The organism is Desulfofundulus sp. TPOSR (assembly GCF_011393055.1).
Lineage (GTDB): Bacteria > Bacillota > Desulfotomaculia > Desulfotomaculales > Desulfovirgulaceae > Desulfofundulus > Desulfofundulus kuznetsovii.
Genome location: NZ_JAAOEF010000003.1, coordinates 245,131 through 271,017 on the forward strand (window position 1 = coordinate 245,131; position 25,887 = coordinate 271,017).

At 52.7% G+C, this 25,887-nt stretch carries 31 protein-coding genes and 1 pseudogene; 25 read left to right on the plus strand and 7 right to left on the minus strand.

Going from position 1 to position 25,887, the window contains the following annotated elements; genetic code table 11:
- Window positions 1-90 precede the first annotated feature (90 nt).
- The 10 genes from G7K71_RS12005 (at window position 91) to G7K71_RS19895 (ending at window position 9,854) form a co-directional block, all read left to right on the plus strand.
- Window positions 91-1,959, plus strand: coding sequence for an SIR2 family protein (locus tag G7K71_RS12005; protein WP_166346736.1), 1,869 nt, complete (start codon window positions 91-93; stop codon window positions 1,957-1,959).
- A complete protein-coding gene (locus G7K71_RS12010; protein WP_166346739.1) occupies window positions 1,943-2,596 on the plus strand; it encodes a hypothetical protein in 654 nt (217 codons plus the stop codon). Before G7K71_RS12005 ends, G7K71_RS12010 begins: the two co-directional genes overlap by 17 nt.
- Entirely contained in the window at window positions 2,586-4,847 is a 2,262-nt protein-coding gene (locus G7K71_RS12015; protein ID WP_166346742.1) for an AAA family ATPase, read from the plus strand. Before G7K71_RS12010 ends, G7K71_RS12015 begins: the two co-directional genes overlap by 11 nt.
- A 138-nt stretch (window positions 4,848-4,985) precedes the next feature.
- On the plus strand, window positions 4,986-6,575 hold the full coding sequence (gene murJ / locus G7K71_RS12020) for a murein biosynthesis integral membrane protein MurJ (RefSeq protein WP_166346745.1): 1,590 nt from the start codon (window positions 4,986-4,988) through the stop codon (window positions 6,573-6,575).
- A 379-nt stretch (window positions 6,576-6,954) separates the two neighbouring features.
- Complete coding sequence (locus G7K71_RS12025) at window positions 6,955-7,626, plus strand: restriction endonuclease (RefSeq protein ID WP_166346748.1); 672 nt, start codon at window positions 6,955-6,957, stop codon at window positions 7,624-7,626.
- Window positions 7,616-8,092 (plus strand): VanZ family protein, encoded by a 477-nt coding sequence (locus G7K71_RS12030; RefSeq protein WP_313885009.1) that lies wholly within the window; start codon window positions 7,616-7,618, stop codon window positions 8,090-8,092. Before G7K71_RS12025 ends, G7K71_RS12030 begins: the two co-directional genes overlap by 11 nt.
- Before the next feature lie 12 nt (window positions 8,093-8,104).
- Window positions 8,105-9,124 (plus strand): UDP-glucose 4-epimerase GalE, encoded by a 1,020-nt coding sequence (gene galE / locus G7K71_RS12035; RefSeq protein WP_166346754.1) that lies wholly within the window; start codon window positions 8,105-8,107, stop codon window positions 9,122-9,124.
- Between the two features lie 108 nt (window positions 9,125-9,232).
- Window positions 9,233-9,436 carry a hypothetical protein gene (locus G7K71_RS19480; protein ID WP_243174886.1) on the plus strand — a complete coding sequence of 68 codons (204 nt, stop codon included), beginning with the start codon at window positions 9,233-9,235 and terminating at the stop codon, window positions 9,434-9,436.
- On the plus strand, window positions 9,427-9,720 hold the full coding sequence (locus G7K71_RS19485) for a hypothetical protein (RefSeq protein ID WP_243174887.1): 294 nt from the start codon (window positions 9,427-9,429) through the stop codon (window positions 9,718-9,720). Before G7K71_RS19480 ends, G7K71_RS19485 begins: the two co-directional genes overlap by 10 nt.
- Window positions 9,720-9,854 carry a hypothetical protein gene (locus G7K71_RS19895; RefSeq protein WP_279286342.1) on the plus strand — a complete coding sequence of 45 codons (135 nt, stop codon included), beginning with the start codon at window positions 9,720-9,722 and terminating at the stop codon, window positions 9,852-9,854. Before G7K71_RS19485 ends, G7K71_RS19895 begins: the two co-directional genes overlap by 1 nt.
- A 337-nt stretch (window positions 9,855-10,191) precedes the next feature.
- On the opposite strand, the gene G7K71_RS12045 is transcribed toward G7K71_RS19895, so the two are convergent.
- Both G7K71_RS12045 and G7K71_RS12050 read right to left on the minus strand, forming a co-directional pair.
- Window positions 10,192-10,470 carry a type II toxin-antitoxin system RelE/ParE family toxin gene (locus G7K71_RS12045; RefSeq protein ID WP_013823147.1) on the minus strand — a complete coding sequence of 93 codons (279 nt, stop codon included), beginning with the start codon at window positions 10,468-10,470 and terminating at the stop codon, window positions 10,192-10,194.
- Window positions 10,457-10,747, minus strand: a complete 291-nt coding sequence (locus tag G7K71_RS12050) for a type II toxin-antitoxin system Phd/YefM family antitoxin (RefSeq protein WP_013823146.1) — start codon at window positions 10,745-10,747, stop codon at window positions 10,457-10,459. The genes G7K71_RS12045 and G7K71_RS12050 overlap by 14 nt, the downstream gene beginning before the upstream one ends.
- Before the next feature lie 80 nt (window positions 10,748-10,827).
- Here G7K71_RS12050 and G7K71_RS12055 point away from each other — a divergent pair, with 80 nt between their 5' ends.
- From G7K71_RS12055 to G7K71_RS12070, 4 genes are all read left to right on the plus strand, one after another.
- Window positions 10,828-11,037, plus strand: coding sequence for a hypothetical protein (locus G7K71_RS12055; protein WP_207712899.1), 210 nt, complete (start codon window positions 10,828-10,830; stop codon window positions 11,035-11,037).
- 58 nt (window positions 11,038-11,095) lie between these two features.
- On the plus strand, window positions 11,096-11,980 hold the full coding sequence (locus G7K71_RS12060; RefSeq protein WP_166346757.1) for an Rpn family recombination-promoting nuclease/putative transposase: 885 nt from the start codon (window positions 11,096-11,098) through the stop codon (window positions 11,978-11,980).
- A gap of 84 nt (window positions 11,981-12,064) precedes the next feature.
- On the plus strand, window positions 12,065-12,988 hold the full coding sequence (locus G7K71_RS19490; protein WP_013823143.1) for an SEC-C metal-binding domain-containing protein: 924 nt from the start codon (window positions 12,065-12,067) through the stop codon (window positions 12,986-12,988).
- A complete protein-coding gene (locus G7K71_RS12070; RefSeq protein WP_013823142.1) occupies window positions 12,972-13,661 on the plus strand; it encodes a class I SAM-dependent methyltransferase in 690 nt (229 codons plus the stop codon). The genes G7K71_RS19490 and G7K71_RS12070 overlap by 17 nt, the downstream gene beginning before the upstream one ends.
- Before the next feature lie 98 nt (window positions 13,662-13,759).
- On the opposite strand, the pseudogene G7K71_RS20255 reads toward G7K71_RS12070, so the two are convergent.
- The 3 genes and pseudogenes from G7K71_RS20255 to G7K71_RS12080 all read right to left on the minus strand — a co-directional run.
- A pseudogene (locus G7K71_RS20255) lies at window positions 13,760-13,906 on the minus strand (IS481 family transposase); the annotation flags it as partial.
- A gap of 120 nt (window positions 13,907-14,026) precedes the next feature.
- A complete protein-coding gene (locus tag G7K71_RS12075) occupies window positions 14,027-14,494 on the minus strand; it encodes a type II toxin-antitoxin system VapC family toxin (RefSeq protein WP_013823141.1) in 468 nt (155 codons plus the stop codon).
- A complete protein-coding gene (locus tag G7K71_RS12080) occupies window positions 14,482-14,724 on the minus strand; it encodes an AbrB/MazE/SpoVT family DNA-binding domain-containing protein (protein WP_166348352.1) in 243 nt (80 codons plus the stop codon). The genes G7K71_RS12075 and G7K71_RS12080 overlap by 13 nt, the downstream gene beginning before the upstream one ends.
- A gap of 345 nt (window positions 14,725-15,069) precedes the next feature.
- Here G7K71_RS12080 and G7K71_RS12085 point away from each other — a divergent pair, with 345 nt between their 5' ends.
- The 11 genes from G7K71_RS12085 (at window position 15,070) to G7K71_RS12135 (ending at window position 22,612) form a co-directional block, all read left to right on the plus strand.
- Window positions 15,070-15,726, plus strand: a complete 657-nt coding sequence (locus G7K71_RS12085) for an IS607 family transposase (RefSeq protein ID WP_013823139.1) — start codon at window positions 15,070-15,072, stop codon at window positions 15,724-15,726.
- Window positions 15,683-17,116, plus strand: coding sequence for a zinc ribbon domain-containing protein (locus G7K71_RS12090; protein ID WP_166346760.1), 1,434 nt, complete (start codon window positions 15,683-15,685; stop codon window positions 17,114-17,116). Before G7K71_RS12085 ends, G7K71_RS12090 begins: the two co-directional genes overlap by 44 nt.
- Window positions 17,117-17,164: 48 nt before the next feature.
- Window positions 17,165-17,362 (plus strand): hypothetical protein, encoded by a 198-nt coding sequence (locus G7K71_RS12095; protein WP_041282893.1) that lies wholly within the window; start codon window positions 17,165-17,167, stop codon window positions 17,360-17,362.
- 260 nt (window positions 17,363-17,622) lie between these two features.
- Window positions 17,623-17,760: a type II toxin-antitoxin system PemK/MazF family toxin gene (locus G7K71_RS12100; protein WP_166346763.1), complete on the plus strand. Its 138-nt coding sequence runs from the start codon at window positions 17,623-17,625 to the stop codon at window positions 17,758-17,760.
- Window positions 17,761-17,786: 26 nt separating this feature from the next.
- Window positions 17,787-18,437, plus strand: a complete 651-nt coding sequence (locus G7K71_RS12105) for a lipid II flippase MurJ (RefSeq protein WP_052303845.1) — start codon at window positions 17,787-17,789, stop codon at window positions 18,435-18,437.
- A gap of 95 nt (window positions 18,438-18,532) precedes the next feature.
- Entirely contained in the window at window positions 18,533-18,853 is a 321-nt protein-coding gene (locus G7K71_RS12110; protein ID WP_313884979.1) for a lipid II flippase MurJ, read from the plus strand.
- A complete protein-coding gene (locus G7K71_RS12115; protein ID WP_013823137.1) occupies window positions 18,825-19,100 on the plus strand; it encodes a hypothetical protein in 276 nt (91 codons plus the stop codon). Before G7K71_RS12110 ends, G7K71_RS12115 begins: the two co-directional genes overlap by 29 nt.
- Window positions 19,101-19,284: 184 nt before the next feature.
- Window positions 19,285-19,662 carry a VanZ family protein gene (locus tag G7K71_RS12120; RefSeq protein WP_166346766.1) on the plus strand — a complete coding sequence of 126 codons (378 nt, stop codon included), beginning with the start codon at window positions 19,285-19,287 and terminating at the stop codon, window positions 19,660-19,662.
- Window positions 19,663-19,703: 41 nt separating this feature from the next.
- The gene (locus tag G7K71_RS12125) at window positions 19,704-20,318 is read left to right on the plus strand and encodes a hypothetical protein (RefSeq protein ID WP_013823135.1); all 615 of its coding nucleotides are present in this window, start codon (window positions 19,704-19,706) and stop codon (window positions 20,316-20,318) included.
- Between the two features lie 405 nt (window positions 20,319-20,723).
- Complete coding sequence (locus tag G7K71_RS12130; protein ID WP_013823133.1) at window positions 20,724-22,040, plus strand: hypothetical protein; 1,317 nt, start codon at window positions 20,724-20,726, stop codon at window positions 22,038-22,040.
- Window positions 22,041-22,054: 14 nt separating this feature from the next.
- Window positions 22,055-22,612: a hypothetical protein gene (locus tag G7K71_RS12135; protein WP_166346769.1), complete on the plus strand. Its 558-nt coding sequence runs from the start codon at window positions 22,055-22,057 to the stop codon at window positions 22,610-22,612.
- A 79-nt stretch (window positions 22,613-22,691) separates the two neighbouring features.
- Here G7K71_RS12135 and istB read toward each other — a convergent pair whose 3' ends face one another.
- Window positions 22,692-23,465, minus strand: a complete 774-nt coding sequence (gene istB, locus G7K71_RS12140; RefSeq protein WP_166346772.1) for an IS21-like element helper ATPase IstB — start codon at window positions 23,463-23,465, stop codon at window positions 22,692-22,694.
- Window positions 23,434-24,972, minus strand: coding sequence for an IS21 family transposase (gene istA, locus G7K71_RS12145; RefSeq protein ID WP_166346775.1), 1,539 nt, complete (start codon window positions 24,970-24,972; stop codon window positions 23,434-23,436). The genes istB and istA overlap by 32 nt, the downstream gene beginning before the upstream one ends.
- Between the last annotated feature and the right edge of the window lie 915 nt (window positions 24,973-25,887).

Sequence of the window (25,887 nt, forward strand, 5' to 3'; positions counted from 1 at the left end):
CTAAACCCGGCGTGAGAAAGCATGGTTGCGTCAAGGGACCCAAAGCCTATCTTTGAGCGCTTACTCAGGCGATTGCTTGATGGAATGGTCGTGCCGTTTATTGGGGCAGGCGTTTCCATCGACGCAAAACATCGCGGGTGCATTGCCAACCTCACAAACACGGGCAGTATGTGCGGGCGTGTTTACCTGGCGCTCCTTGAAAAATGCCGAACAAAAGAGGGGCCGCATTGCGCCTCGTGCGTGGTGCGCAAGGAAATCGAGGGTGAACAGGAAAAGTATATATCCTTTGATAAGATCTGTGAGTTATGGGAGTGGTCATGGTCATGTCCGGGTGAACGTGATGGTGGGACCAGGCGGAGATGCGAGCTTGTCCGTGATATTCTGAAAATCCCTGAATTTGCAAACGTGGAGCCGGCAGATGCTCATTACTACCTGGCCTTTCTTGCACGTGAAAGGCTTATCGATGAAGTGATCACCACGAATTACGACACCTGTATCGAAGAAGCTTATTGCAATACTTTTGGGTTCAATAAAGTTCCGGGAGGCGACGATTCCCCCGCGGTGGTCATAAGAGACCTGTCCGAATACCGGGCCAGCGGTGGCAAAAGGTTTACAGACGGGAAGGACAAGCGTCGGTGCCTCAAAGTATATAAGATTAACGGGTGCGCAAACATGCTGCGCACGAAGTGTGGAAAAAATAATGAATGTCAAGAATACTGCAACAATATTCTCCTGACGGAAAAAGATTTGCAGGACTGGGGCAAAAGGAGCTGGGCCCGGGATCTTTTCCGCGACCGTCTGCGTTCACGTGCCCTGCTGTTTTCCGGTTTCGGCAGTGATGAGCCGCAGGTGCGCCATACGGCCCTGCAGGTGTGTGAGGAATTTGCTTCGGAAGAACGCAACACCGCAACAAACCGTTCGCGTGACTTTGATGAAAAAGAAATATGGGAAAATCCCAATGCGCCTTTTATTGTTGCATATGAGAATACCCTTTCTTTCAGCCAGACCCAAATAATGCGGGCTTATGCCTCTTATGAGGGTGTTTCGTTAAGCCCTGAGGAAACAAACAAAAATGTGTTTCTCGGTTCTGACGCATGTTTTTTTGATGCCGGAGACTCGTCAGGTGAGCAACGACTGCCGGCCAACCCGTTCTGGAAGCGCCTTTTCCAGGCCGCCTTCTGGCGGCTCTTGCGCAGGGCCTGCGGGCGTGAGAGCGCCGTTGTGTCCTTTTTCCTGCCGGTGTTGCCCTGTGCTTTTGCATTATTGAACGAAGCCCTTGATTGGTTTATTTACCGGAACGGAGAGGAGTGTATTTTCGGTCGCTTTTCAGAAATGCTCGATCTGGCGGAAGACAGGGGAGGGGTGATTCCCCTGGCCCGGTGGGTCGAGCGTGTGCGCACGATCCGGCCTGAAATTGCTCGCGGCTTGTACCACCCCCTGGTGGACCGCTCTGTGCTTATCCCGGCTGTTCTCCTGTTAGTCTATTTATTAATTGGTAATAATCATGGAAAATCTGACATATCTTGGGAGAAATTGAGGGCGAAGATAAATGCCGACGATAGTCCTCTGGGGCTCTCCATAGACGGGCGCTTCGTGCTTGGTGATACTGGGGTCAGGTTGTACATAGCACACCGCAATGTTGCAGAGCAGTTGCCGCAGAAGGTTTCGTTCAGCGGAAACGAGGAAGTAACTGTGGTCATCCAGATAGTGGTCGGTTCCTGGCGTGCTAGAACGAGCAGGGTAAATTTAGTTGACGGGAAGGGCAATAAAGTCAGGGTGGTTACGGTTCGCCAGATTTCGATTCTTGATCTCTTCGGGCATGCGACAAGTGTTCCGGAGGCCATTAAGAGGTTTCACGAGAGGCTCCGTACAACTTTTCTTTTAATCGATCCCGGACGGGCCAGGGTGCGCCACCGTTCAAGACTATTGCGTTCCGGGGGTGATGATGATGGAAGATAAGAGTTTCGATCTGAATGAATGGGTTCTCGATGTCGACCTGGAATCGCTAATGAATTATACAGAATGTAAGGATTCCGGCCTGGACATTCATAACATCTACCTCTCAGATGTTGCGCTGGCAGTACACGTTTCCTGCAGGAACGGTTTTTCTGGGAGCGGCAACATAAAGGAGCACCTGGGACGGCTCCTGCGCTTTTTGGCCGGATGTGCCGGGGAAGTGGGCTTCGTGGTTCCTGTACTTTGTGTGATTGATGCTCGCGATGGAAAAACGGCCAATGAAAAAACGGTATTTGAACAATGGGCAGCCGACCAGGACTGGCATCGCGGCGACTTTTCCATTATCGTTATAAAAAGCGATCAAAATCAGGTTCCGGAAGATATTATCCGGAAAATGCTGGGCGGTGTGGCGACGGCGTGGCCATCAATTGAACTGGAGCCCTACGACCTCGGTGCTATTATCAACAGTTTTGAAAGTGAACGGCGGTCACAGCAGGTACCGGATAATTACGCGAGTCTTTTGGCCGCCATGGCAGCGGCTTTGCGTGAGGAAAGTGGTGCTCCCATTAGCAAGTGGCTGGATGAGCGGATAAGTGATGTGCGGCGGATTATGGCGGGGAGTGATATTAATGGATCATAGGCATGTATTTCGCGTAAAATCGCTGAAAATTTGCCGGTTCAGGGGGTTTGTGAACAGCGATCCGGTCACACTTGATACCGATGCCGATGTTGTACTGCTCGCAGGCCCTAATGGATTCGGCAAGACCAGCCTCATTGATGCGCTCTGCCTGTTATTGAACGGCCATTATTACGAAGAAAGACGTCCGCTGGTTTCTTGCACGGCTGCCGGCGGCAACGGCCTTAATTATGCTCAAATAGAGGCTATTGTAGAATGCAACGGTTCTGAAAACGATAGGAGGAGGTTGGTTACTGTTCGCGACAACCAGAAGGGTCCCCCTGATATTTCGCCCCCGGACAGCTTCTGTCCCCACCACGATATGCCTAAAGAGCTGGCCGCCCGCTGCAGCTTTTATTACCAGGATCTCTTGAGCAAGCTGTTTGAAGAAGAAAGTGCGCAGGTTCGCCTTCTGGAATTTCTTCGGCCCCTGCCGAAACCGGTGACAGTGGTTCTTGATGCTGTAAAAAGGGCACGGGTGCAGTGGAAAGATATGGTATCAAGTGTACTGGGCGACCTGGCCAGTGAAGAGGGTTTGCCGGCCGAAAGCACGATCAACGAGGAGAGAAAGCGGGCTGCGGCTGCTTTTAGGGACGCCTGGAATGAGCTGGTAGAGATAGCGGGTGCGGAAGGAGATATCAAACTACCTGGAAGGTCCGGGGACTGGCTGTTTCTGATTAATTCGGACAACCTGCGCTCCGGATGGGCAGGCGAACTCAGAAACCTGGCGGCGGACTGTTTGGCCTTGCTTTTGCCTGATCGGAAGCAGCCCGCCCCGGACGAGAAACCGCCTGGTTCCTTGCGTCTCATTGAAGAATCACTTTTTGAGCTGCGGCGCAAAGTAATAGACCGAATAAGCGGGGCTGAAGAGAAGCTTCGCTCATTACTAGAGGACCTTCCCGATGATACCATGCTTCTGCCGCCTCACGCCTGGCCGGCAGAAGAAAAGGATATAGCTGCGGCGTTGGAAAAGGCCACTGAGTTGGAAGCTCAGGTTTCGCTTCTTGAAAGGTTGGAACGGCACTTCGGCAACCCCGGTGGCCCCGAGCTGCTGGCAATTTTGGTCGCGTTGCGGGACAGGGGTGGAGATTGGCTTAAAGTGCCGGATGCCGCCCCTGATTTCAGCCCTCCTTCCCCCGTCATCGCATGGCTGCGTGAGGCCGTATCGCATGATCTGGCCGGGTTGGCGGACCAGCTCGAGAAATGGCAGGCGCATGTTAAAGAAAGACGTAATGAGCTTCTGGAGCAACTGCTTGGTATGCAAAAAACGGTCCACAACAGAAAGGTGTTTCTGGAAAAGTGTAAGCAGATTTACGGATTGATGCAGCAGGTTTTGCAGTTCAATCCTTATTTTAAAGTTTTAACAGATGCCGGTTCATCTATTTCTCCCCCGGAGTTGAAAAAACTCCTGGGGAATACGGGAGCGAAAGACCATCTTCTCACGGCCGTTGAGCGCGTACGGGAGGCAGTATCGGAGTGGATACGGATAGAGGAACTGGATGAAAAGAGGAAGGCTGCTTTACAGCAGAGAGCTGGTTACATGCGGGCCCAGGAGACGATAAATTCGGTTGCTAGAGCCCTGGAGGAAGAAGCCGGAAAAAATTCGATATTGAACTCGGCAATTCTACCACCGGATGATGTAATCAAAAAATTGGAACAAACAGTAAAAGAAATTTTAAATCGTTTTCGGCTCGTAGATGGTATTTGCCCCGTTCACTTTAAAATAAAGAAGGATAGGAGGGTGAAGACGGGATCGCCTTTAGAGGTTTACACGGATGACAACCGTCCGCTGGGCGCCTTATCTACGGGCCAGAAGGCTCAACTGGGCCTGGCCATGATCCTTGGGCTCAATTATTCGCTTAACAGGTATATATGCCATAACATTATTGCCCTGGATGACGTAACCACTGCTTTTGACATGGCGCAGTTACCGCGGACTGCCGCGCTCATCAGGCAGATTGCGTATGCGAGCGGTGAGGAGTTTGGTCGGCAGGTCTTTATCGTCAGCCACCACGAAGATCTCACCAACCGTCTCCTTGACTTCCTTATCCCTCCTGAGGGTAGAAAGATGCGAATTTTGAACTTTGTCAATTGGACTCCAAATAACGGGCCGGTGATTGAGCAAAGGGAAGTCATTCCGGGTTTGAAAGCTTCCACGGATAATAGGAAGAAGTTTGTGGAAACCCTCAAATCCATTTGTCTGGCGGGTTATTAGCAAAGGTGAAACCGTATATACGTCAATAAAGAGCGCCCCTTTAAGGTTTTGTACTGGAGTGGTAAATCAAAAAAATGGCGGGTTTGTGGGCCGGGAAAGCCTGGCTGAATGAATTAATTGGTGAGCTGGTGTGGGAAAATGAGCCTTTCTCATGCTATTGCCCGGGCTACGGCGGTGATCGCCGTTTTTACTTTGCTTTCCAAGGTGCTAGGGTTTATACGGGAGATGGCCTTGGCTTACGTCTTCGGGGCCAGCGCGGCCACCGACGCCTACCTGGTGGCTTACACTGTGCCAAACGTGATTTTTGCCGTGCTGGGCGGGGCGCTCACCGTGACTGCAGTACCCCTATTTGCCTCTTACGCTTCGGCGGGCAAAAGGGACGAGGCCTGGCGGCTTTTTGCCGTCTTCTCCACTCTGCTGAGCATGGTCCTGCTGGCGGTGGTGCTGGCCGGTGTGCCCCTGGCGCGGCAGATCGTGTGGCTGGTGGCCCCGGGCCTGCCGGAAGGCACGGCCCGGCTGGCGGCAGCTTTGCTTGCGGTCATGCTGCCGGGCGTGCTGTTTCTTTCCCTGGGCAACCTTTTCTACGGCCTTTTAAACGCCAATAACATCTTCGGGCCGCCGGCCCTGGGTCCCGTGGTTACCAATGTGTTTATCATTGCTTCCATTCTGGCCGGCCTGAGGTTTGGCATTGCGGCCGTGGCCGTAGGGACCCTGCTGGGTAATATTGCCGCCATGGTACTGCAGCTGCCCTACCTGAGACGGGCGGGGTTTACCTTTCGCCCCGCGCTGGAGTTCTACCACCCCGGCCTAAAGCAGGCCTTCGGCCTGATGTTGCCGGTAATGATTGGTACGGGGATTGGCCAGGTTTACCTCATCATCGACCGCGTTTTGGCCTCGGGCCTGCCCGAGGGCAGCATTTCGGCACTCAACTACGCTTCCAAGCTGATTCTGCTGCCCCAGGGGGTGATCGTGATGGCCCTGGGCACGGCGATTTTCCCCACGCTGTCGAGCAGTGCTGCTGCCGGGGACGATAGCGGTTTTAGCCACACCTTGCTACGGGCGGTGAAAACGGTTTTGCTTGTCGCCCTGCCTGCGGGTGTGGGCCTGGCCGTACTGCGGGAGCCGGTGGTGAGGCTGCTCTTTATGCGCGGCGCCTTTGACGAGAATGACCTGGCCATGACCGTTTTCGCCCTTTTGTGCTTTTCCTTTGGCCTGGCGGGGCAGTGTTTGGGGCCGGTGCTCACGCGGGGGTTTTATGCGCTCCAGGACACGGCCACACCGGTGAAGGTGGGGGTGGCCACGGTGACCTTGAACCTTGCCCTGAGCCTTGTGCTCATCCGGCCCCTGGCCCACGGCGGGCTGGCCCTGGCCAATTCCCTGGCGGCGATATTTAACGTGGCGGTGCTATTTTATCTTTTGGTCCTGCGGGTGCCCGGCCTGGGCGCGAGGAGCGTTCTCTTTTTTGCCGCCGGCACGGCTATGGCCTCTTTTCTGGCTGGCGGCGCGGCGGCGCTCGTGGACGGGTACCTGGCCGGTGTACTGGCAGGAGGTACCGCGGTTCTGGCCCTGAGGCTGGTTATGGATGCCCTGGCCGGGCTGCTGGTATTCGCCGGAACCTGCCGGTTCCTTAGGCTGGACGAGTACCTGTACCTGGAAGGTATCCTCCGGCGGGCCTTTCAGCGCGGGATGAGCTTTATCCGCGCGAGACCATCTTACCGGTCCAGATAGGAAAGCTTTTGGGGATACGTGTTGATTGTTTTTCCAGGGAAAACGTTCAGGCCAGGTGTTGCATGTGTTTTCCGGAGTTCAAAAACAATGGTGGCGGTGGCTGCTGGTTGGGGCCTCTGCTGGCCATCGCCTATTTTTCCGGCCAGCCATTTGCCGAGCAGGACCTGCGGCCGGAGGGCGGGTGATCTGGTTGGGATATAAGGTGACGGTGCTAGATAACCTTTCCCGAGGCCACCGGAGGGTGGTAGTCGCTGGATGGTGCCGGTTCATCTGGGACGACATTATGGACTGAGAAATGTTGTTACGGGCCAGGAATATACGGGCAGCCTCAAGGATCATGTTGAAAGACGATCGAAAATAATCTAAAGGTGCACAGATTATGAAACCGTTAGTTAGCTTCTCTGATGCTGTTGATATAATTAAGTGGGCATTAATCTTTGCGGCGGTAGCTATTTTCATAGCTTCAATACCTTATGTTTTACGAGAGGTCATATATCATTTTTTACGTTCTGTTAGAAGGGTGATAACAACAGTATTTGATGGTAAAAGTAGGAACAGAGGAAAATATGGTGTTGCAAGACGCAACAGTGTTGCAAAATCAAGTTCTTCTGGAAAGATTGGTGAATGCGATTTCCCCTGGCACAACGCCAGGGCTTGTATGAGGTTAATTGACCAGATGCGCGGCCAGGATTTTGAAAGGTTTTTGGATTTGATGTTTCGAAGACTGGGTTATAAAACCATTCTTACGCCAGAGCTAAAAGATCATGGTGCAGATGTAATTTTAATAGATTCAAATGGGCGTAAAATTGCTGTGCAGGCAAAAAAATTGCGATATAGTAAAAACAGGGTGGGCGTTAAAGCATTGGGGGAACTTTACCGGGGTATGAAGTGGTATGGTTGTGATGGCGGAATAGTTATTACCAATCAATATTTTACCGACCAGGCCATCGAAGAAGCTAGAAAATTTGGCATTGCCCTTTGGGATCGGCCTCAAATCATAAAACTAATCAAAGAAACTCATAGCAGGTCAGGTGTTGCAGGTGGCATATAGAAAGCGTTGGTGGCGGTGGCTGCTGGTTGTGGCCTGCCTGCTGGTTATCGCTTATTTTTCCAGCCAGCCCTTTGCCGAGCAGGACCTGCGGCCGGAGATCCGGCGCCACGCCGGCCTGGTGGAAAAGGTGCGGGAACTGCCGCCGGTTAGCTTTTCCTACAGCGGCCAGCTGGTGGACAGCCGCCGCGCTCCGGCGGATTTCATCCAGTTCTGGCTGCGTAAATGGGCGCATGTGGTGATTTACGGGGCACTGGGCCTGTTGCTGGCCGCTGCCCTGCAAGGGCTGAATAAGAGACGCTGGTTTGTGGCGGGGATGATCCTGGTTCTGGTGGCCGCCCTGGGCGAGTGGCACCAGACCTTTGTGCCCGGCCGCACCGGTCGGGCGGTTGACGTGCTGGTGGACCTGACAGGGTTTGTGGTTTTGGCCTTTTTCTTTTCCAAAAAAAGCAAAAACCTGCAGGCGTAGAGGAGGCTTTTTATGCACGTTCTGGTTACCGGCGGGGCCGGTTATATCGGCAGCCACACGATAAAGGAACTGCTCCGGGCGGGATACAGGGTGACGGTGCTGGACAACCTTTCCCGGGGTCACCGGGCGGTGGCGCGGGTGCTTCCCGGGGCGGAATTCGTCTGGGGGGACATTGCGGACCGGGAGCTGGTGGTGGGGCTGGTGAGATCGCGCGGCATTCAGGCCGTGCTCCACTTTGCCGCCCTGAGCCTGGTGGGGGAATCGGTGGCCGAACCATCCCTTTATTACCATAACAACGTGGTTAAGGGCCTGTCTCTCCTGGAGGCGGTGCGGGAGGCGGGAGTCCCGTATTTTATTTTCTCCTCTACCGCCGCCGTTTATGGCGAGCCGGTGAATGTACCCATTGAAGAAGATCACCCCCTGGTGCCCACCAACCCCTACGGGGCCACCAAGCTGTCCTTTGAGGAGGCGCTGCGCTGGTACGGCACGGCCTACGGTTTAAAGTACATCATCCTGCGCTACTTCAATGCCGCCGGTGCCGACCCGGAGGGCGAACTGGGCGAAGACCACCAACCCGAAACCCACCTCATTCCCCTGGTGCTGCAGGCGGCCCTGGGGCTGCGCCCGAAAGTGACCATTTTCGGCACCGATTATCCCACGCCGGACGGGACCTGCGTGCGGGACTACATCCACGTCACCGATCTGGCGGCGGCCCATGTGCTGGCGCTGCGGGCCCTGGAGGGCGGGCTTCCTCCGGGTGTGTACAATTTGGGCAACGAGCAGGGCTACTCGGTGCGGGAGGTGGTGGAGGTTGCCCGCCGCGTTACCGGCCGCGATTTCCCGGTGATGGAAGGGGACCGGCGGCCGGGGGACCCGGCGGTGCTGGTGGCCTCCTCCCGGCGTATCAGGGAAGAGCTGGGCTGGCGCCCTCGCTACGGCGACCTGGAAACCATCGTCCGCACGGCCTGGGAGTGGCACCGGCGGCACCCGGAAGGCTATGGAGACGGGACTAAGACGGGCTTTCATGATTGACCTGGCCGTGTTAAATTTAAGCAGGTACCAGAAAGGGAATGACCGCGCTTCTTGAAACCCTTCTGGACCTGATGTAAACTGTAACCAGAAAGAATGTTATTAAGCAAAATGGGCTTCAGGCCGGAAGAAAGGGTTCGCGTAAAGCTGGAATTTCTGCGTATGCTGGCCCGGATGAAACTGGACCCGGCGCGGATGGAGCTGCTGGCTGTTTTTTTCGAGGCCTACCTGAAGCTGAACCGCGAGGAAGAAGAACAACTTTACCGTGAATTGGGTAAAATGGACAAAAGGGGGTTGACGCCATTATGCAGATGACCACCAGCTGGTATGAAAAAGGCCGTGCGGAAGGCCGTGCGGAAGGTCGTGCGGAAGGGCGTGCAGAAGGGCGTGTGGAAGGGAAGATTGAAGCCAAGCAGGAGGTCATATGCAAGTACCTGGCTCGCAGGTTTGGAGCGGATTCTGCCACTATACAGGAAAAGGTGCCGCAACTGACCGACATGGATGCGCTGGACCGTGTACTGGAGCAGCTGTTTGCCGCCAACTCCCTGGAAGAAGCCCGGAACATCATATGGGAGGAACTGAGCAGGTTCACTCATTAGTGGAAAAGCTCATTTTGCTGCCCCAGGGGGTGATCGTCATGGCCCTGGGTACGGCCATTTTTCCCGCACTGTCGAATAAGGCCGCTTCCGGGGATCATGACGGTTTTAAGAGATGTACCGGATATACTGCTTAAAGTTATGGAAAATGGCTATGAATATCTGATGCTCCTTGAAGTACAGACTAAAGCTGAGCGAGAAATGCCCCGGCGGTTGCTGGAATATACGGCAAGGTCGGCGTAGTTGTGATGGGCAGCGGGGCTCCGTACGTTTGTCTACCGGTGCTGACTCGAAATAAAGGAGACGGGGTAGGTTTTGCGGGTGGCTTGCAGGGAGCAAAGACATTTGTGGCGGTGGCTGCTGGTTGGGGCCTGGCTGCTGGCCATCGCCTATTTTTCCGGTCAGCCCTTTGCGGAGCAATGCTCCACTTTGCCGCACTGGGCCGGCGTTACCGCTGCGGTGACCTGGAGACCCCTATTTGAAGCACTTCTTCCAGTCCTTGTACGTTCTTTCATCCCGCCTGCTTATGGCCCCGATGAGAACCGTTCTTTCGGCGTCGAGAATCTGGTAGAGGATGCGGATGTTCCCGACACGCAGCCTGTAGTAGTTCTTTTCGAGGCAGATACAGCCTGGCGGTCGCGGATCTTCAGCCAGCCCTTCCAGGGCGCGCCGCACTTTCTCTCGCTCTGCTGGTGTTAGCCTCGCGTAATCGTGGCGGAAGCGATTGGCATTCTTGGGTTTAACGCTGTACACGACCCTGTTCCTCAACTTCCCGCATTATCTCGAACACGTCCTTATCCTCGGGGTTATCGGTGGGTTGTTCGAAGGTCTCCCGGGCCAGCCTGATGTCCTGGACCAGCTCGTAGGACTCCAGCAGTTCCCTGTAGGCCTCTGCGCTTAGCAGCACCCCTTCTACCTCGTTGTTCCTGAGGATCAGCAGCGGCTTCTCCTTACACTTGGCCAGATATTTCCCCAGTGACCTGGAGAGGGCGGTGGCGCTGACCAGGCTGTCGAGGTCGAATGAAAGCACAGAAAACACCTCCATTTGAGGATTATTCTACATGAAATAGTGCGCAATATCAAGCAAAAAAAGGCCGTGCGGAAGGCCGTGTGGAAGGGAAGATTGAAGCCAAGCAGGAGGTCATATGCAAGTACCTGGCTCGCAGGTTTGGAGCGGATTCTGCCAGTGTGCAGGAAAAAGTGCCGCAACTGACCGACATGGATGTGCTGGACCGTGTACTGGAGCAGCTGTTTGCCGCCAACACCCTGGAAGAAGCCCGGAACATCATATGGGAGGAACTGAGCCAAAGCTCATATTGAAAAAGATTCGGGGATAGTGTAAACTAAAGCCAGAACCGGCAGAAAGTTGAGGTTTGGTATGGCCCGGGAGTTTGATCTGGTTATCAAAGCACTGGCGGAACGTTATCCGGCCCACCTGGTACAACTGGTGCGCGGTATGCCCGTGGAAAAGGTTGAACGCATGGAAAAAGAAGTAGTGGCCGTGGAGCGGGAATCGGATATACTGCTTAAAGTTATGGAAAATGGCTATGAATATCTGATGCTCCTTGAAGTACAGACTAAAGCCGAGCGAGAAATGCCCCGGCGGTTGCTGGAATATACGGCGATGCAGCACCGGGAGTTCAAAAAACCGGTTTACCCGGTGGTGCTTAACCTTACGGGCCGGCTTCAGGAGGAGAGGTACTCTTTTGACTGCCTGGGCCTCAATGTGGTGACGTTTAATTTCCGGACTATCAACCTGGCAGATTTGCCCGGGGAGCACTTGCTGCATCATGCTCCGGTGGGGATTATACCGCTGGTACCGTTAATGCGGCATGAATTTTCTGCCGAAGAAATACTGGCCCGGTGCGTAGAACGGATTGCAGAAGCCCCCGTTGAATGGCAGGCGGACTTGTATCTTGGGCTGGCAATATTTTCGTCGCTCCGGTTTACCAGGGAAGTAATTTTAAAAGTGATCGAGGTGAGCAAAATGGAGACCTCCCCGCTGTTTGACGGTATTCGGGAAAAGTGGATTGATCAGGGGATACAGCAGGGAATACAGCAGGGAATACAGCAAGGAATACAGGATACCATACTGGATGCCCTGGAGGAAAATATAGGCCGCTGCCCTGAGAGCCTGGTGAACAGCCTACGGGCTATACGTGATATTGATACATTAAAATTACTGCACCGCAGGGCGGTGAAAGCGAAAACAATTGATGAATTCATGCAGGCTCTTAACGAGGCGGTGCGGAAGAATAATTAGACGAACACAGAAAACGGTCGGACCCGGCAGGTGTAGAGTTGCCGGCGTTTTCTTTTACGTATACCTGGTGAGGGGGAGTGTTGTTTGGGTAAAATCGGCAGAAATGACCCCTGCCCCTGCGGGAGCGGAAAGAAGTACAAGAAATGTTGCCTTCTCGTAGAGAGAAGAAAGCCTTGGAGTTTGGAAGAGGTTCGCTCGCTTTCAACGAAAGAGATAGTCTCTAGACTCGGTACGATGGGAATTCATATTACTGAAGAGAATTTCCTCCGGGAAGTTGAAAACTTTTACTCCGCCTATGATTTGTCCGAAAAATGGTGGAAAACCAGCCATGTTACTGCAAGGGGCTTCGACCGGGACTTTCCGTGGATGGCCGCAGTTGTCCTGTGGGAAAGGCTGGCCCCGCACATAATTAATTCCGAGAAGCTGAATGACATGATGCAGGAGGGGTACCGTCTTTGCAGCGAGGGAAAAGAGGACGAGGGTTGCCGGATCTGGCTGGAAGTGTGGGAGCATCTGAAAAAACGCTTTACTCCGGAGATGAAGTCCATCAATGACGCGGAAAAAGTCTTTTCAGGGCTGCAGAACCTTTTTAACTGGTGCCAGGATCTGGAGATGGAGTTGGGCAACGCTGGCTTAAAAGAACCTTCTTTCTACGAGAAGAGGATAGAATACTGCCGGGAGTTCTGCAGGCTATTCCCGGAAACAGATAGACTGATTATCGAAAACATGAAGCGAGCGGAAGCAGAATCTTACTTCACGCTTGGTATGGTTGAAGAAGGAGACAGGGCCTTCCGGGATCTGGTGGAAGAGTTCCCCGACTCTGCGTGGGTGTACATTGGCTGGGGAGATATGTACTGGCTGTTTCGGGACAGCAAGGCCCCGCGCGATTACGACAGGGCGGAAAACATTTATCGTATGGCCCTGGAAAGAAACGTTGACGGGAGAGAAGATGTTCTGGAAAGGTTGCAGATGCTGGAGGAAGAGAGAACAAATGAAACAGCTGTTTGACGACAAAGCTGGCAGCTACGATTCATGGTACCAGACTGCCGCCGGCCGTTTCGTGGACCGGGTGGAAAAGGAGGCCGTCCTGGCTTACCTGGAGCCGCGGCCCGGAATGAGCGTGCTGGACATAGGTTGCGGCACAGGCAATTATTCCCTGGAACTGGCCCGGCGGGGACTGAGAGTAACGGGGCTTGACATTTCACCGGGAATGCTGGCGAAGGCGCGCGCCAAAGCGGAGGCTGAGGGATTGCCGGTGGAATTTGTCCTGGGGGACGCCGGGCAGCTGCCCTTCCGGGACAACAGCTTCGACGGCGTTATTTCCGTGTCCGCCCTGGAGTTTCTGCCTGACCCGGGCGCGGCCCTGCGGGAAGCCTACCGGGTTCTGAAACCGTGCGGCAGGCTGGTGGTGGGAGTGATCGGCAGGGACAGCAGCTGGGGCCATTTTTACGCGGGAAAGGCCTGCCGGGATCCCGGCAGTGTCTTCAACCGGGCACGATTTTATACTCTGGACGAGCTGCGGCGCGTTATGCCGGGCGGCTCGGTGCGGGTTCGTGCGGTGCTGTTCACCCCACCGGACTTTGACTACCGGCAGGAGCAGGCTGCGCAGGAACTGGAAACTGCCGCCGTCAAAGCCGGGCGCACCGACGGCGGGTTTATTTGCGCGGTGTTGGTCAAGTAGAAAAAAACAAAACATTCGCGTTACCGGCCGCGATTTCCCGGTGGTGGAAGGGGGTCGGCGTCCGGGGGACCCGGCGGTGCTGGTGGCTTCCTCCCAAGGTTCAACTCCTCTAAGGATTTAATCTTGTCCGGTTCCAGGCAGCTTAAAAAACGCATCCTGACGGTGCGGAAAAAACGTTCCACTTTACCCTTGGCCTGCGGAGCAAAAGGTTCGGTGTGCAGTAAAGTGCACCCCAGGCCGGCACAGATTCTCAAGACCCCCGTTGCCATTACGTCAGCGGGGGTCTTTAAACGTGCGTCTGGTGGCGAAAGTCCATTACAGGTGAGGCAGCACCAGTCTGCTTTTCAAGCAACGCCCGGTGTTCATTAGTTGTGTGACGGTAAAAAATCTGAAAGGTAGATTATTTGTAACCCCGGGAACCCTTTGCCAATGGAGCGGTCGTTAGTAAGAAAGGCCTTTGCGCCTGCTTCGATGGCCGTCGCTATGTGCAGGGCGTCCGGTGTCTTTAGACCCCATTTACCGCGGATCCCGGCGGCCCGGAGGGCGACCTTTTCTGTTACCGGCAAAAGTTTCAAATTAGGAAAATTTTTCAATAGCAGATAATAATGCTGCGCGACGTGTTCTTCGCCCAGCTTTTGGGGGAGGGTTAGCAGTTCGGTAAGCATCAGCACACTGGAAACACCTTGAAAATCGCCTTTTTCCAGGGCATGAAAGATAGCCGCAAGAACCGTATGGTAGGCGGGGAACTCCTCTTTCTGGAGATAATAGATGAAAATATTTGTATCTATAGCGACCAATTCAAAATTGACGAGCGTTTTTGCTATCTCTCCCATGTTTCTCGCTCCGTCTTCTGGTAAATAAGCGGGTCTATTCCTTTCCATAAATGTCCGTACAGGCCGGCCAGGGCTTCCGCAAAACTTCGGGGCTTGCGGATCATGGTTACTTTGCCGCCCGGCCAGACAGCGATCAGCAGTTCATCTCCCTCTTTAACCGCTAAGGCCCGCCTGACTTCAGCGGGCAAAACCATCTGCCCCCTTCGTCCCAGTCGCACAGTAGCTGTCATTTGTATTGCATTGTCATTCAAATATCTCACCTCGTCCTGCAAATATTTAATAATATCAGTCACATTATAACCATCGCCAGATGAAAAAGCAAGGTGGTATTCCTGTAATTTTTTACTGGAAGTTCAGCGTCCAGGTTCACTTCTATTTTCAGGACGCCACGTTCAGTGATGTGGCAACGCAGTATTCCTGAAGGAATGAAGAAAAGTATGGTTAACGTTATGGCTCCTGGTATGATAGAGTGTAACCTGGAGGTAGAAAACAGCTTCTTCTCTTTTAATAATTATCCTAAATAGGCATTGCCAACCAAACACCATCTGATATAAATTAATATCAGGTGGTGTTTTATGAAACTTTACACAATAAGCGAGTTTGCCGAAAAACTTGGCGTCAGCGTATCAACGCTCCGCGCTTGGGATAAAGAAGGTAAACTGGTTGCTTTACGTACACCAACCAACAAGCGAAGGTATACTGAAGAGATGCTCTACCGGGCACTGGGCATAAAGAACCGCCAAGAGCCAAAGAAAATCGTTTTATACGCCCGGGTGTCATCAGCCGGCCAGAAACCGGACCTGGAAAACCAGCTTGAGTACCTGAAGGACTTTGCCGCCGGCAGGGGGCTGACCGTGGACGAAATACTTGCCGACGTCGGCTCCGCCCTCAATTATAAGCGCAAGAATTTCCTGAAGCTGTGCGGCATGGTCACCCGGGGAGAAATCAAGACTGTTATTGTTGCCCACAAGGACCGTCTGGTGCGGTTCGGCTTTGAATTTTTTGAAGACCTGTTTGCCAAATTCGGCTGCGAAATACTGGTGGTCAACAAAGCCGAAGACATGTCCCCGGCCCGGGAGCTGACGGAAGACCTGATCAGCATCGTCCAGCACTTCGCGGCCAGGTTGTACGGCCAGAGGACATATAAGGCGCGAAAGCTCACCAGAACCGTCCGGGAGGCGCTGAAAGATGCAGCAGACGGTAAGACAGAAGAGCCTGCCGCTGAACAATGAGAAGTGGGCCAGGATAACTGAAACTGCCGAAGCATATGCCCGGCAGAAGGACACCTTCCTGGTGGAGTACGGGCATGTAAAATACCTGCACTATCTGGGCGAAAAGCGCAAGCTGCGGGACGAACTGGTTTCCGCCGGTTTCGTCAGTCCCTTTGGCCTGCAGGCCCGGCAGTGGAAGCTGGCCCTGGAAGATGCTCTTTACACCCTGGAGAGGCAGTGGGAGGCCGCCGTCGTCGAAGTCAAAGAACGCCTTTACCGCCACGAAGAACTGACCGATGAAGAAAAGCACTACGCCTTCTGGTTGCTGTACAGGCACGAGAAGCACAGCCGTGACTGGAAACGCATCCAGGCGGTCTTCACCGGCGAAGACGTGGCCAACGAAGAGATAAACCTGGACGCGGAAGGCCGCGCCAGGGTGAGAAAGTACTTAAAGCGCGTTTTTCGGCGCGTCCTGGGCAGAAAGCCCCGCGTTAAAAAAGCCCGCAGTTTCGCCGTCGATCAGCAGATGTACCGGGTGTTTGCCACCGGAAAGCGGCAGTACATTGCCGTGGCTACTTTAACCCCCGGCGAGAGGGTGGTCATCCCGCTGGCCGGGGTACATGCCGTAGAAGGCAACCTGCGGGTGATACTGTTGCCTAACGAGCGGGCGGTAGAAATCCACCTGACCAGGGAACCGCGGACTTACCCGCCCGGTGAGGGAGAAGCGGGCATCGACCTGGGCGTAACGGAAGTGTTCACCGACGACACGGGCAGAAAATACCGGCCCGAATACGGCGAGGCCCTGCAGGAAATGTCCGACCATATCCTGGACAAGAGCCGGAAGCGCGGCAAGCTCCGGGCACTGCGCCGAAAATTTTTGGAGCAGGACCCACCCAAAGCCCGGCGCATCTTAAAACACAACCTGGGCCTGATCAAGCAAACCAAGAGGAACAAAAAATACCGGACCAGGTGCGAAAACGAAATCAACCGGGCGTTTAACGAATTCTACAAAGAACGCCGGCCGAAGATAATTGCCTACGAAGACCTTGCCCACCTGCGCGGGAAGGCCGGGAGCAGGGGTCTCTCCCGCAAGGTGAGCGGCTGGCAGCGCAGCATCATCAAAGAGCGGCTGGGATACAAAAATTACATTTACTCCGTCACCGACCCCGGTCCGGTGAATGCGGCGTACTCCAGCCAGACGTGCCCCGTGTGCGGGTGGGTGGACGCGAAGAATCGCTGCGGGGACGTTTTTAAGTGCCGGAAATGTAATTTTGAAGCCGATGCGGACAACGTAGCCGCGCTGAACCTTAAGTTGAGACTGTACGACGAAAAGATAACCCGTTACATGCCCTATAAAAATGTGAAGGAGCTTTTGTTTCAGCGTTATTATCAGAAACAGCAAGCCAATTAATTCTTTATTCTCCCGGGATGTTCCCGGGAAAGGGCAGGGGCTGGCCCGGTGGGAGAAAGACCGCTGGAACGTGCGGCCGGCTGGCTTTTGGCTGCACGCGAGGACGGCTTTAACGATGACGCTGATCACACGGAAAGCGGAGCACTGCCGGGTAGCCTGCACTGGGATGTACGGGAAACGGCATTCCGGTCGGCCAAACCGTTCCTGTTCTTCAGGTGGGAGCCCAGCACTCAACACGGAAGCTGAGTGTTGCGATGGGTGTTGAGTGCCGGGGCGATAAAACCACCCCGCCGTTTGGAAGCCGTCAGGCTGGATAAAGACGGTGGGCCTTTCGGGTCTGCCGGATGACGTACCGGCCTGAGCGGTGACTGTTTCGGGCGGGACTCCAGAAGCCCGTGGTTCACCTGCCCCGTCAGCCGGGCAGGTGGGGATACCCGGTCTCTCGGAGAGCGTGAACTGCTTTTGCTGTCACTTTTATCGCTACTTGATAGAAGTTGATAGCAAAAATGAAACAGAGCACGGTTAACGCTGCTCAGGTTATCACAATAGACAAATCCTGCCTGGTCAAAAAACTTGGCAGTCTTCCGAAAGAAAAAATAATCGAAGTGGACCGGGCTTTAAAAATTAGCCTTGGTTTGAAGTAGACATTCCGGCACAAAACCATTTTGAAATGGCCCTGGCCTACGTTTTCGGAGCCAGCGCGGCCACCGACGCCTACCTGGTGGCGTACACCGTACCCAATGTGGTCTTTGCCGTGCTGGGCGGGGCGCTGACCGTGACGGCGGTGCCGCTGTTTGCCTCCTATGCTTCGGCGGGCAAAAGGGACGAGGCCTGGCGGCTTTTTGCCGTCTTTTCCACTCTGCTGAGCATGGTCCTCCTGGCGGTGGTGCTGGCCGGTGTGCCCCTGGCGCGGCAGATCGTGTGGCTGGTGGCCCCGGGCCTGCCGGAAGGCACGGCCCGGCTGGCGGCAGCTTTGCTTGCGGTCATGCTGCCGGGCGTGCTGTTCCTTTCCATGGCCAACCTTTTCTACGGCCTTTTAAACGCCAACGGCATTTTCGGGCCCCCGGCCCTGGGTCCCGTGGTTACCAATATATTTATCATTGCTTCCATTCTGGCCGGCCTGAGGTTTGGCATTGTGGCCGTGGCCGTGGGAGCCCTGCTGGGTAATATTGCCGCCATGGTACTGCAGCTGCCCTACCTGCGGCGGGCGGGTTTTCCCTTTCGCCCCGCGCTGGATTTCCATCACCCGGGCTTAAAGCAGGCCTTTGGCCTGATGTTCCCGGTGATGATTGGTACAGGGATTGGCTGCCCCAGGGGGTGATTGTGATGGCCCTGGGCACGGCTATTTTTCCTGCGCTGTAGAATAAGGCCGCTTCCGGGGACGATACCGGTTTTAGCCATACCTTGCTGCGGGCGGTGAAAACAGTTTTGCTTGTCGCCCTGCCCGCGGGTGTGGGCCTGGCCGCCCTGCGGGAGCCGGTGGTGAGGCTGCTTTTTGCCCGGGGTGCCTTTGACGAAAGCGACGTGGCCATGACCGTTTTTGCCCTATTGTGCTTTTCCTTTGGCCTGGCGGGCCTTTCTGCGCGGGATGAGCTTTATCCGCGCGAGACCGTCGTACCGGTCCAGGTAGGGATGGCATCTGTTATAGTAGCATTGTTGCTATACATGGTACCCCTGTTTTGTTATAATACAATTAAGAGGTGGTATCATGGGTATCCTGGAAGTTTCGAAAAGTGAGATAAAAGAATATCAGAAGTTGAAGATTATTTCTGAGATGGTCCTTTTAAAGGAACATATTAAGCTTTTTGAACAAAAATATGGATGTAGCTTTATAGAGTTTGAGAGGCGCATCAAACAGACGGCAGAAGACTTTGAGAGCTGGGACGACTATCTTGAGTGGAAGGCTTATCAGCGTAGCTTTGAAGGGCTTAAAAAAAAGATTGGTGAAATAGATCGTGCTCAAGATATTAGAATTGCTGAATAAGTCCAGGATGGCCTCAAACGAGATGACCCTGGAAGATGTGTTAAAATACATTGATACTTTTCTTGAAAAAGATAGGCATCGGTTTCCGGGAAGGTGAACTCTACCGATTGTATATTGTAGCATAAAGACGTTTCCTCACTGTTTACATGGCGGTAATTAAACTGGGACGGGTCGGGTGTTGCTGTTGGCATTAAAAGTTCAAAAACAATGGTGGCGGTGGCTGCTGGTTGGGGCCTGCCTGCTGGCCATCGCTTATTTTTCCAGCCAGCCTTTTGCCGAGCAGGATTTGCGGCCGGAGATCGGGCGCCATGCCGGCCTCGTGGAACGGGTGCGGGAACTGCCGCCGGTAAGCTTTTCCTACAGCGGTCAGCTGGTAGACAACCGCCGAGCTCCGGTGGATTTCATCCAGTTCTGGCTACGTAAAGGTACCCATGTGGTAATTTACGGAGCACTGGGTCTGTCGTTGGCTGCTGCTCTGGAAAGGGTGAATAAAAGTTCTACAGAAAGCTTAGGGCGACATAGCTGCGAGTTGTCCTTTTTAGGACACCTTAATATTTGCTAAAATAATAATACAACAGGGCAAGGCAAGGAGGTGAAGAACCCTTGTCTAAGATCACAGGGAAAGATTTGATACTTCTGCTGTTATATGCGCCGGGGAAGACAGGGGAGTATGCAGAAAAAATAGAAGGGCGCACTCGTTTACAGAAGATGGTATTTCTCTTTGAAAAAGAAGTGTATCCGAAGTTTAAGCAGAATAAGTTAATCACAGAAGAAGACCTCCCAAGGTTTATACCGTATGATTACGGTCCTTTTTCCAAGCAGGTATACGATGACTTAGAATTCCTTATAGGCCTTGGGTTTGTCGAGACAGAGGCTACTAGTGAGCAGGTAGAACAGGGAGAAGAAGCGGAATACTGGTTGTGGGAAGAAATGACAGGCTTAGAAGATGGCTCTGCTCTAGATGGTGGTATAGTGTTCGAGAAAAAAGCATATGTCTTGTCAAAGATAGGCCGTGACTTCGTAGAAAAGAAGTTGTGGCCAATGCTCAGCGAGAACCAAAAGCAAGCCCTTGCTCAGTTAAAATTGAACTGTACCAAGGCCAGTCTAAGGACTATCTTACGTTATGTATACGAGAAGTACCCTGAGACTGCCAAAAACTCAAAGATCAAGGAAGAGATCCTACGTGACGAAGCTTCAATCAGTGTCTACCAGTATTAGGTTCCATACGGAAAACGAGATGGTAGAGCTAGCCAAACGTACTCTGGCTAGCTTGGGTGTTCCTGCTTATATGAGCGTTCCCTGTTTTTCTCGTTGTATCGACTTGGTCCTGCTAGAGAATGATAAACTGGTGGCTGTTGAATTTAAACTACGTGATTGGCGGAGAGGCTTAATCCAAGCAGAGCACCATTTGGTAGCTGTTGATTTCTCATACGTCTGCTTACCCGTGAGAGAAGTGACCCCCAAGATGGAAAAAATGTTTAACGAATCCGATGTAGGATTGCTGATGTTGGATGTAGAATACCCTCGGCTTTTCAAGTTCGTGTTTCCGGCAAAACCTTCCAGGCGCAAATGGTCCATTGGAGAAAAGTGGCTGCGAAAAGCCCTTGAAATGGAGGTGATTAGATGAAATTGCACATGGTCAGATATGGTACGCACGCCGAATCTATACTCTTGACTGGAGACTTTTGGGATGCTTACCATCTACTGGTGGTCAACGGCAATATGGCTGCGTATTACCCAGCAGCAATGGCAAGATTTATAGCCGAGCAAGTATTTAACAAGCCTTATATTATTGACCCCCAGACCCATGCTTTCCAACATGACCTTAGATATATTAGATCGTCAAAAACGGAGGAAATAAAATCATCAATCGCAAGACTCTTAGAACAGTACGGAGAACCTTTCAAAAGAAGTATCAACGCTGGTCGTCCGGTCAGTCCAGATGACTTTAAGGACAATGGAATATTGGCCTCGGCAGTGGAAAGGGTTATTGAGTTTCAGAGGAACGTATTCAGCGCTCAAAAAGGAGAATGGCAGAAATATTATGAGTTCATAAACATTAACCCTCTTACACCTTGGGCTGTAATAGCTCCGTATTTTTTTATGGACGAATTGTCGGTTGGGCAGTGGTTAGAAATAAATGCGAAAGCGGTTGAAATTGCCAAGACCAAATACCCAGACGAAAAAGTGGTTATGCAGCTAGTAATCGGAAAAGGGCTCCTTCTTTCCCAGGAACTTTCAAAGGTTATCGAAAGGGTTATATCTACACCTGCGGATATGGTAGCTATATGGATTGATGATTTTGATGAAACCTCGGCTACTATAACTGAACTAACGATGTACAAAGAAATGTTAAGAAAACTAGGCGGTAAAAAGGAAGTGCTTATTCTTTATGGTTCCTACTTCTCAGTGGCCCTGATGAAGTCTCTTCCTGAGTTAAACATTAAAGGCGTCTGTCATGGCCTAGAATATGCCGAATATCGACCTGTGATACCCGTAGGAGGAGGTCTCCCGGTATCCAAATTCTATTATCCTTCGCTTCATATCCGCATTCCTTATGTTGAGGTAGTTTTTTTAGTTAGGCCTTTTCTTGATAGTAAAGAAGATTATTTTCGTCATGTTTGTGACTGCAAAACGTGCACTGAGTTAATTGGCCGGGCTTTGAGTGTTGAAGAGGGTTTTGCCCATTACGGTGAAACCAGTCCAGCAGTGTCACGCCGTAATAACCAGATGGTGGTACTGAATTACCCTACTACTGAAGCTAGAAATCTCTGTGTCAAGCACTACATGTGGTGCAAAGCCAAGGAATACCAAGAGGCGGAGCAGTCCCCTTTGCAAATAGCCAGGGAATTAAACCAGGCGGCAGAGGAATGCAAAGCAGTAGGGAATGCTTTCACCGCTCACTGTTTACGGTGGGCTAAAGTGTTAGAGGGGGGGTAAAGGAGTATACGAGCATGACGTCTGGCAGGGCAGAGGTTAAAGTAGCTATAGTTACCGGAGCTGGTTTTTCGTTGCCAGCGGGAATTCCAACCCAGCGAGAACTTCTGTATCAAATAGAAAGATTCGAGCCAGATATATTCCAACCTGGCTACCTGAAGTTTGTACAGGCCAAAAGAGTAGTAAACAGATTTTTAAGAACTATTTTTCTGCGAGACCCTGATAAAGATGAGCGTAGCGAGCAGGTTGTACAAAAGTTAGGCAACCTTCAGTTAGAAGATATCTACTCTATCCTGGATAGGGCGATTAGCAAAGGGGATGTTCTGCCCCCGTTTTCCGAAACTGAACTTGTTAATGTGAGGGATGCTTTGGATAGGTGTATTATGTACTATCTAAATTATCTTGAAACCAATTTAAGCCCTGAAAAACAAAGACTTTACGAGCGGTTATACCACAAATTGCTGACAGATTACGGTAACGACTGGATAGTGATCAGTACAAACTGGGACACAGTATGGGATGAAGTTATATTATCGATTTGTAGGCAGAATAACCTAGTTGTGTTTGGCAAGTAAAAAATGATGAATTCGGCAATCAAAAAATGCAGAGTTTGCCATCACGCTCGGTAATTATTCTCCCTCGAATCGGGAGATTTCAGTTCGCTGTGGTCGTAATCCTATTATCTTTATCTTCCGACTGGTTAATAGCTATGGCTGAGAGCGCTTTCTGCAAACGATAGCTCTCCCCTTCAAAGGCCAGGATATGGGCATGGTGGACCAAACGGTCGATGAGCGCCGCTGTGAGGCGGTTATCCCCCAGCACGGTGTTCCACTGACCAAACTGTAAGTTGGAAGTAACAATGATACTTTGTCGTTCATACGCTTGAGCTACAACGTTGAATAAGAGTTCAGCTCCCTCACGGAGAAGTGGCACGAAGCCAAGCTCATCGATGATAATCAGATCGACCTTCTCTAGCTCTCCCATCAGCCGCTGCAAACGACCCTGGCGGTGACTTTCCAACAGGGCGTTGACGAGGTCCAGGCACCGGTAGAAACGGACGCTCCTCCCCTCCATGCAGGCCCGAACCCCCAGGGCGATGGCCAAATGCGTTTTGCCGGTGCCCACGGCCCCGAGCGCCAGCACGTTTTCACAGCGCTCGATGAATGTGAGTTCTGTCAGATGGGTGATGGTGGTGGAGGCCGGTAAGGTCACGGGCTTCCAGTCAAAGTCATTCAGCGTCTTATGGGCCGGGAAACCCGCTTTCTTGATAAGGTGGCGGACTCTGTTAGCCCAACGCGCTTCCAGTTCGGCTGCGAACAGGTCGGTCAGGTATTGTTCCCGGTCATGGCAGGTGATCTCCAGGTAAATAGACGGGATATATGCCAGTTTTAAAGCCTTACACTGCTCCTTCAACGACAACTTGGTCACGGAGTTCACCTCCTTTCCCGCCCGCCTGCGGCACCAGCCGGTCATAGATGTTGATCTCGGGTGTATAGCGCCTGACGCTATCCGGCGTATAGGTCTCGTTTAAGGCCTCCAGGGGAGCGTCCGGGAATGTGATGCGGTACAGCTTATGACGGATTAAGGCGCTATCTGCCGCCGGGTATTTTGCGGCCTCCTCCAAGACCCTGGCGATATCCTCGATGGTGAACCCTTCTTCCAAGAGGGTATGGATGAACTTTAGCCGTTCCCGGTATGTTTCCGGATCACATGCTTCCAGGTACTGACGAACCGGCTCGGGGAGGAACCGGTACATGGTCGCATGCCGGGCACCCCTTGGTTTACGGATGAAAATCCTAAAGTACCCTTTCCAGTCGATGGGTTGGGTTTTCAATGTGTAGTGGCGAGGGAGATGGGCTAAACGCTCTTGAGTGCAGCTGAAGACCTCCACGCAGTCCCACCAGAGCTTGAGAAGCACCGTCTCTCCAACCTGTGCGCTTGGCACCGGATAAACTTCTCCGCAGCATTGCACCTGGCCATACTTGTTCACACGGGCAGTCTCGAACCGGACTGGTTCAAAGGGGGTAGCGGGCAGGGAAAGGAGCGCTTTTTTGTCCTCTTCCCACAGTTCGGCAATTGTAACGCCCTTCTCGTAGTGGGAGCGCTGCATATCCTCTAAGGCCCGCCGGTAAAGCTCAGCCGTTAATTCCTCGTAACTTGAAACCGTCGGGTATGGTATGAGCCAGTTGCGCCGTGTATAGCCCACTTTATTCTCAACGTGGCCTTTTTCGTTGCCCTTGCCGCTGTTACAGAACTTAGCCTCAAACCGGTAGTGGAGCATGAACCGGCGGAAAGTTTCGGTTAGTTCCCGTTGTTCGCCTTTCCCCACACCCACAACTGCTGCCGAAAGGTTATCGAACCAAATTTCCGGCGGAACGCCGCCTATCCACTCGAAAACCTGGATCATAGCGTAGAGCAAGCATTCCGTATTTTCGCTGGGCACCGGTACGCAAAAACCGGCATTGCTGTAGGGGAAGGAGAATGTTAGGTACTTGATTTCCCTTAGTACTCCGTCCCATACCACGTGGCTCGTCCCGAAATCCACCTGGGCTTGTCCGGGTGGGTGCTCCAACCGCAAGTATTTCTCTTGCGCTCCAGTACGGAGTTCTTTCTTGCGGCGGGAAACGTATGCTCGCACCGTTCTCCCCGACCCCTTGAAACCATATTGCTCACGTAGTTGCCGGTAAATGGTAGCCGCAGTGCGGCGCTCCTTGCGGGGCTTGAGCATATCCTCCATGAGCCAGGTGTCCACGATGTCCACAAAAGACCCCATGACCGGCTGCCGGCGCCGGGTCTGCTGCATGGGCTGATTCCAGTCGTCTTTCTTGGCGTACTTAGCCGCTGTTCGCCAGTTGATACCTACCCGCCGGCTAATTTCGGCAATACTGCACTCTTCTCGCTCGTAAAGATGTTTGATATACTGTTGTTGGGCCATTGCTATCACCTCTTGTATCCCCTCCTGCCTTTGCCCAAGTCAGAAGGGTTATTCTAGAGCGTGATGGCAATGCCCTCTTTTACACGCGCCATGCTATGCATTTTTGGCTGCCGTTTTATGCAATTCTATTATGCCAAAAACACCTAGTACTCGATTATGGGCCCAATATATTCTGGATTGAACTGGACGGCACAGCCCAGAGACCTGAAGGAGGCCGTTTAGAGCCGAGATTGCTCAAACTTCATGGTTCTTTTAATTGGCTTACATGCCCCCAGTGCCATACCATATTTGTCTGGCCCAAAGGTTTAGGAGTACGTGATATTTTCGACCCTGTCCGCTGCCCACGGTGTTGCGCGTACCCGATCGAGACCATTGAACCGCTCCTTCGGCCCCTGTTCTTAACCCCATCGTTGCTTAAGTCTGTAAAAAATCCAACCCTCGAGTTGATTTGGGACGAGGCCTTCTGCGCACTGAGAACAGCCAAGGAGGTGATATTTATTGGCTATTCGTTGCCCCTCGCCGATCATGATTTGAGATATTTATTAAGGCGAAGCATCTCGCAAAACACAAAAGTTAAAGTGATCCTTCATGAAAGTGATCGGCCAGTTCGGGCTGAACGTAATACTTCTTGTCCAGAATTTCGCTACAAGAGCCTATTGGATCTATTCGATACAGATTTTTATTACGAAGGCTTCGAAAGTTTCTTTAGCATTGGCGCTTAGAAGTCATGTCGGGAGAGGCGGCAGTAAAGGTAATTGAAAAGCCAGAGGAGTGGTAAATCAAAAAAATTGTGGGTTTGTGGGCCGGGATAAGCCTGGCTGAATGAATTAATTGGTGAGCTGGTGTGGCCAACAGTTCCATTTCAGTAAGCACAGAGATGTGACCTGAATATTCACCGCTGAAATCCTGGCGGAG

Coding starts and splice junctions, on each gene's coding strand:
- G7K71_RS12010 (WP_166346739.1), top strand. CDS start 1,943: ATGATGATGGAAGATAAGAGTTTCGATCTGAATGAATGGGTTCTCGAT.
- G7K71_RS12015 (WP_166346742.1), top strand. CDS start 2,586: ATGGATCATAGGCATGTATTTCGCGTAAAATCGCTGAAAATTTGCCGG.
- murJ (WP_166346745.1), top strand. CDS start 4,986: ATGAGCCTTTCTCATGCTATTGCCCGGGCTACGGCGGTGATCGCCGTT.
- G7K71_RS12025 (WP_166346748.1), top strand. CDS start 6,955: ATGAAACCGTTAGTTAGCTTCTCTGATGCTGTTGATATAATTAAGTGG.
- galE (WP_166346754.1), top strand. CDS start 8,105: ATGCACGTTCTGGTTACCGGCGGGGCCGGTTATATCGGCAGCCACACG.
- G7K71_RS19480 (WP_243174886.1), top strand. CDS start 9,233: ATGGGCTTCAGGCCGGAAGAAAGGGTTCGCGTAAAGCTGGAATTTCTG.
- G7K71_RS19485 (WP_243174887.1), top strand. CDS start 9,427: ATGCAGATGACCACCAGCTGGTATGAAAAAGGCCGTGCGGAAGGCCGT.
- G7K71_RS12060 (WP_166346757.1), top strand. CDS start 11,096: ATGGCCCGGGAGTTTGATCTGGTTATCAAAGCACTGGCGGAACGTTAT.
- G7K71_RS12070 (WP_013823142.1), top strand. CDS start 12,972: ATGAAACAGCTGTTTGACGACAAAGCTGGCAGCTACGATTCATGGTAC.
- G7K71_RS12075 (WP_013823141.1), bottom strand. CDS start 14,494: ATGGGAGAGATAGCAAAAACGCTCGTCAATTTTGAATTGGTCGCTATA.
- G7K71_RS12080 (WP_166348352.1), bottom strand. CDS start 14,724: ATGACAGCTACTGTGCGACTGGGACGAAGGGGGCAGATGGTTTTGCCC.
- G7K71_RS12085 (WP_013823139.1), top strand. CDS start 15,070: ATGAAACTTTACACAATAAGCGAGTTTGCCGAAAAACTTGGCGTCAGC.
- G7K71_RS12090 (WP_166346760.1), top strand. CDS start 15,683: ATGCAGCAGACGGTAAGACAGAAGAGCCTGCCGCTGAACAATGAGAAG.
- G7K71_RS12100 (WP_166346763.1), top strand. CDS start 17,623: ATGAAACAGAGCACGGTTAACGCTGCTCAGGTTATCACAATAGACAAA.
- G7K71_RS12105 (WP_052303845.1), top strand. CDS start 17,787: ATGGCCCTGGCCTACGTTTTCGGAGCCAGCGCGGCCACCGACGCCTAC.
- G7K71_RS12115 (WP_013823137.1), top strand. CDS start 18,825: ATGGGTATCCTGGAAGTTTCGAAAAGTGAGATAAAAGAATATCAGAAG.
- G7K71_RS12130 (WP_013823133.1), top strand. CDS start 20,724: ATGAAATTGCACATGGTCAGATATGGTACGCACGCCGAATCTATACTC.
- G7K71_RS12135 (WP_166346769.1), top strand. CDS start 22,055: ATGACGTCTGGCAGGGCAGAGGTTAAAGTAGCTATAGTTACCGGAGCT.
- istA (WP_166346775.1), bottom strand. CDS start 24,972: ATGGCCCAACAACAGTATATCAAACATCTTTACGAGCGAGAAGAGTGC.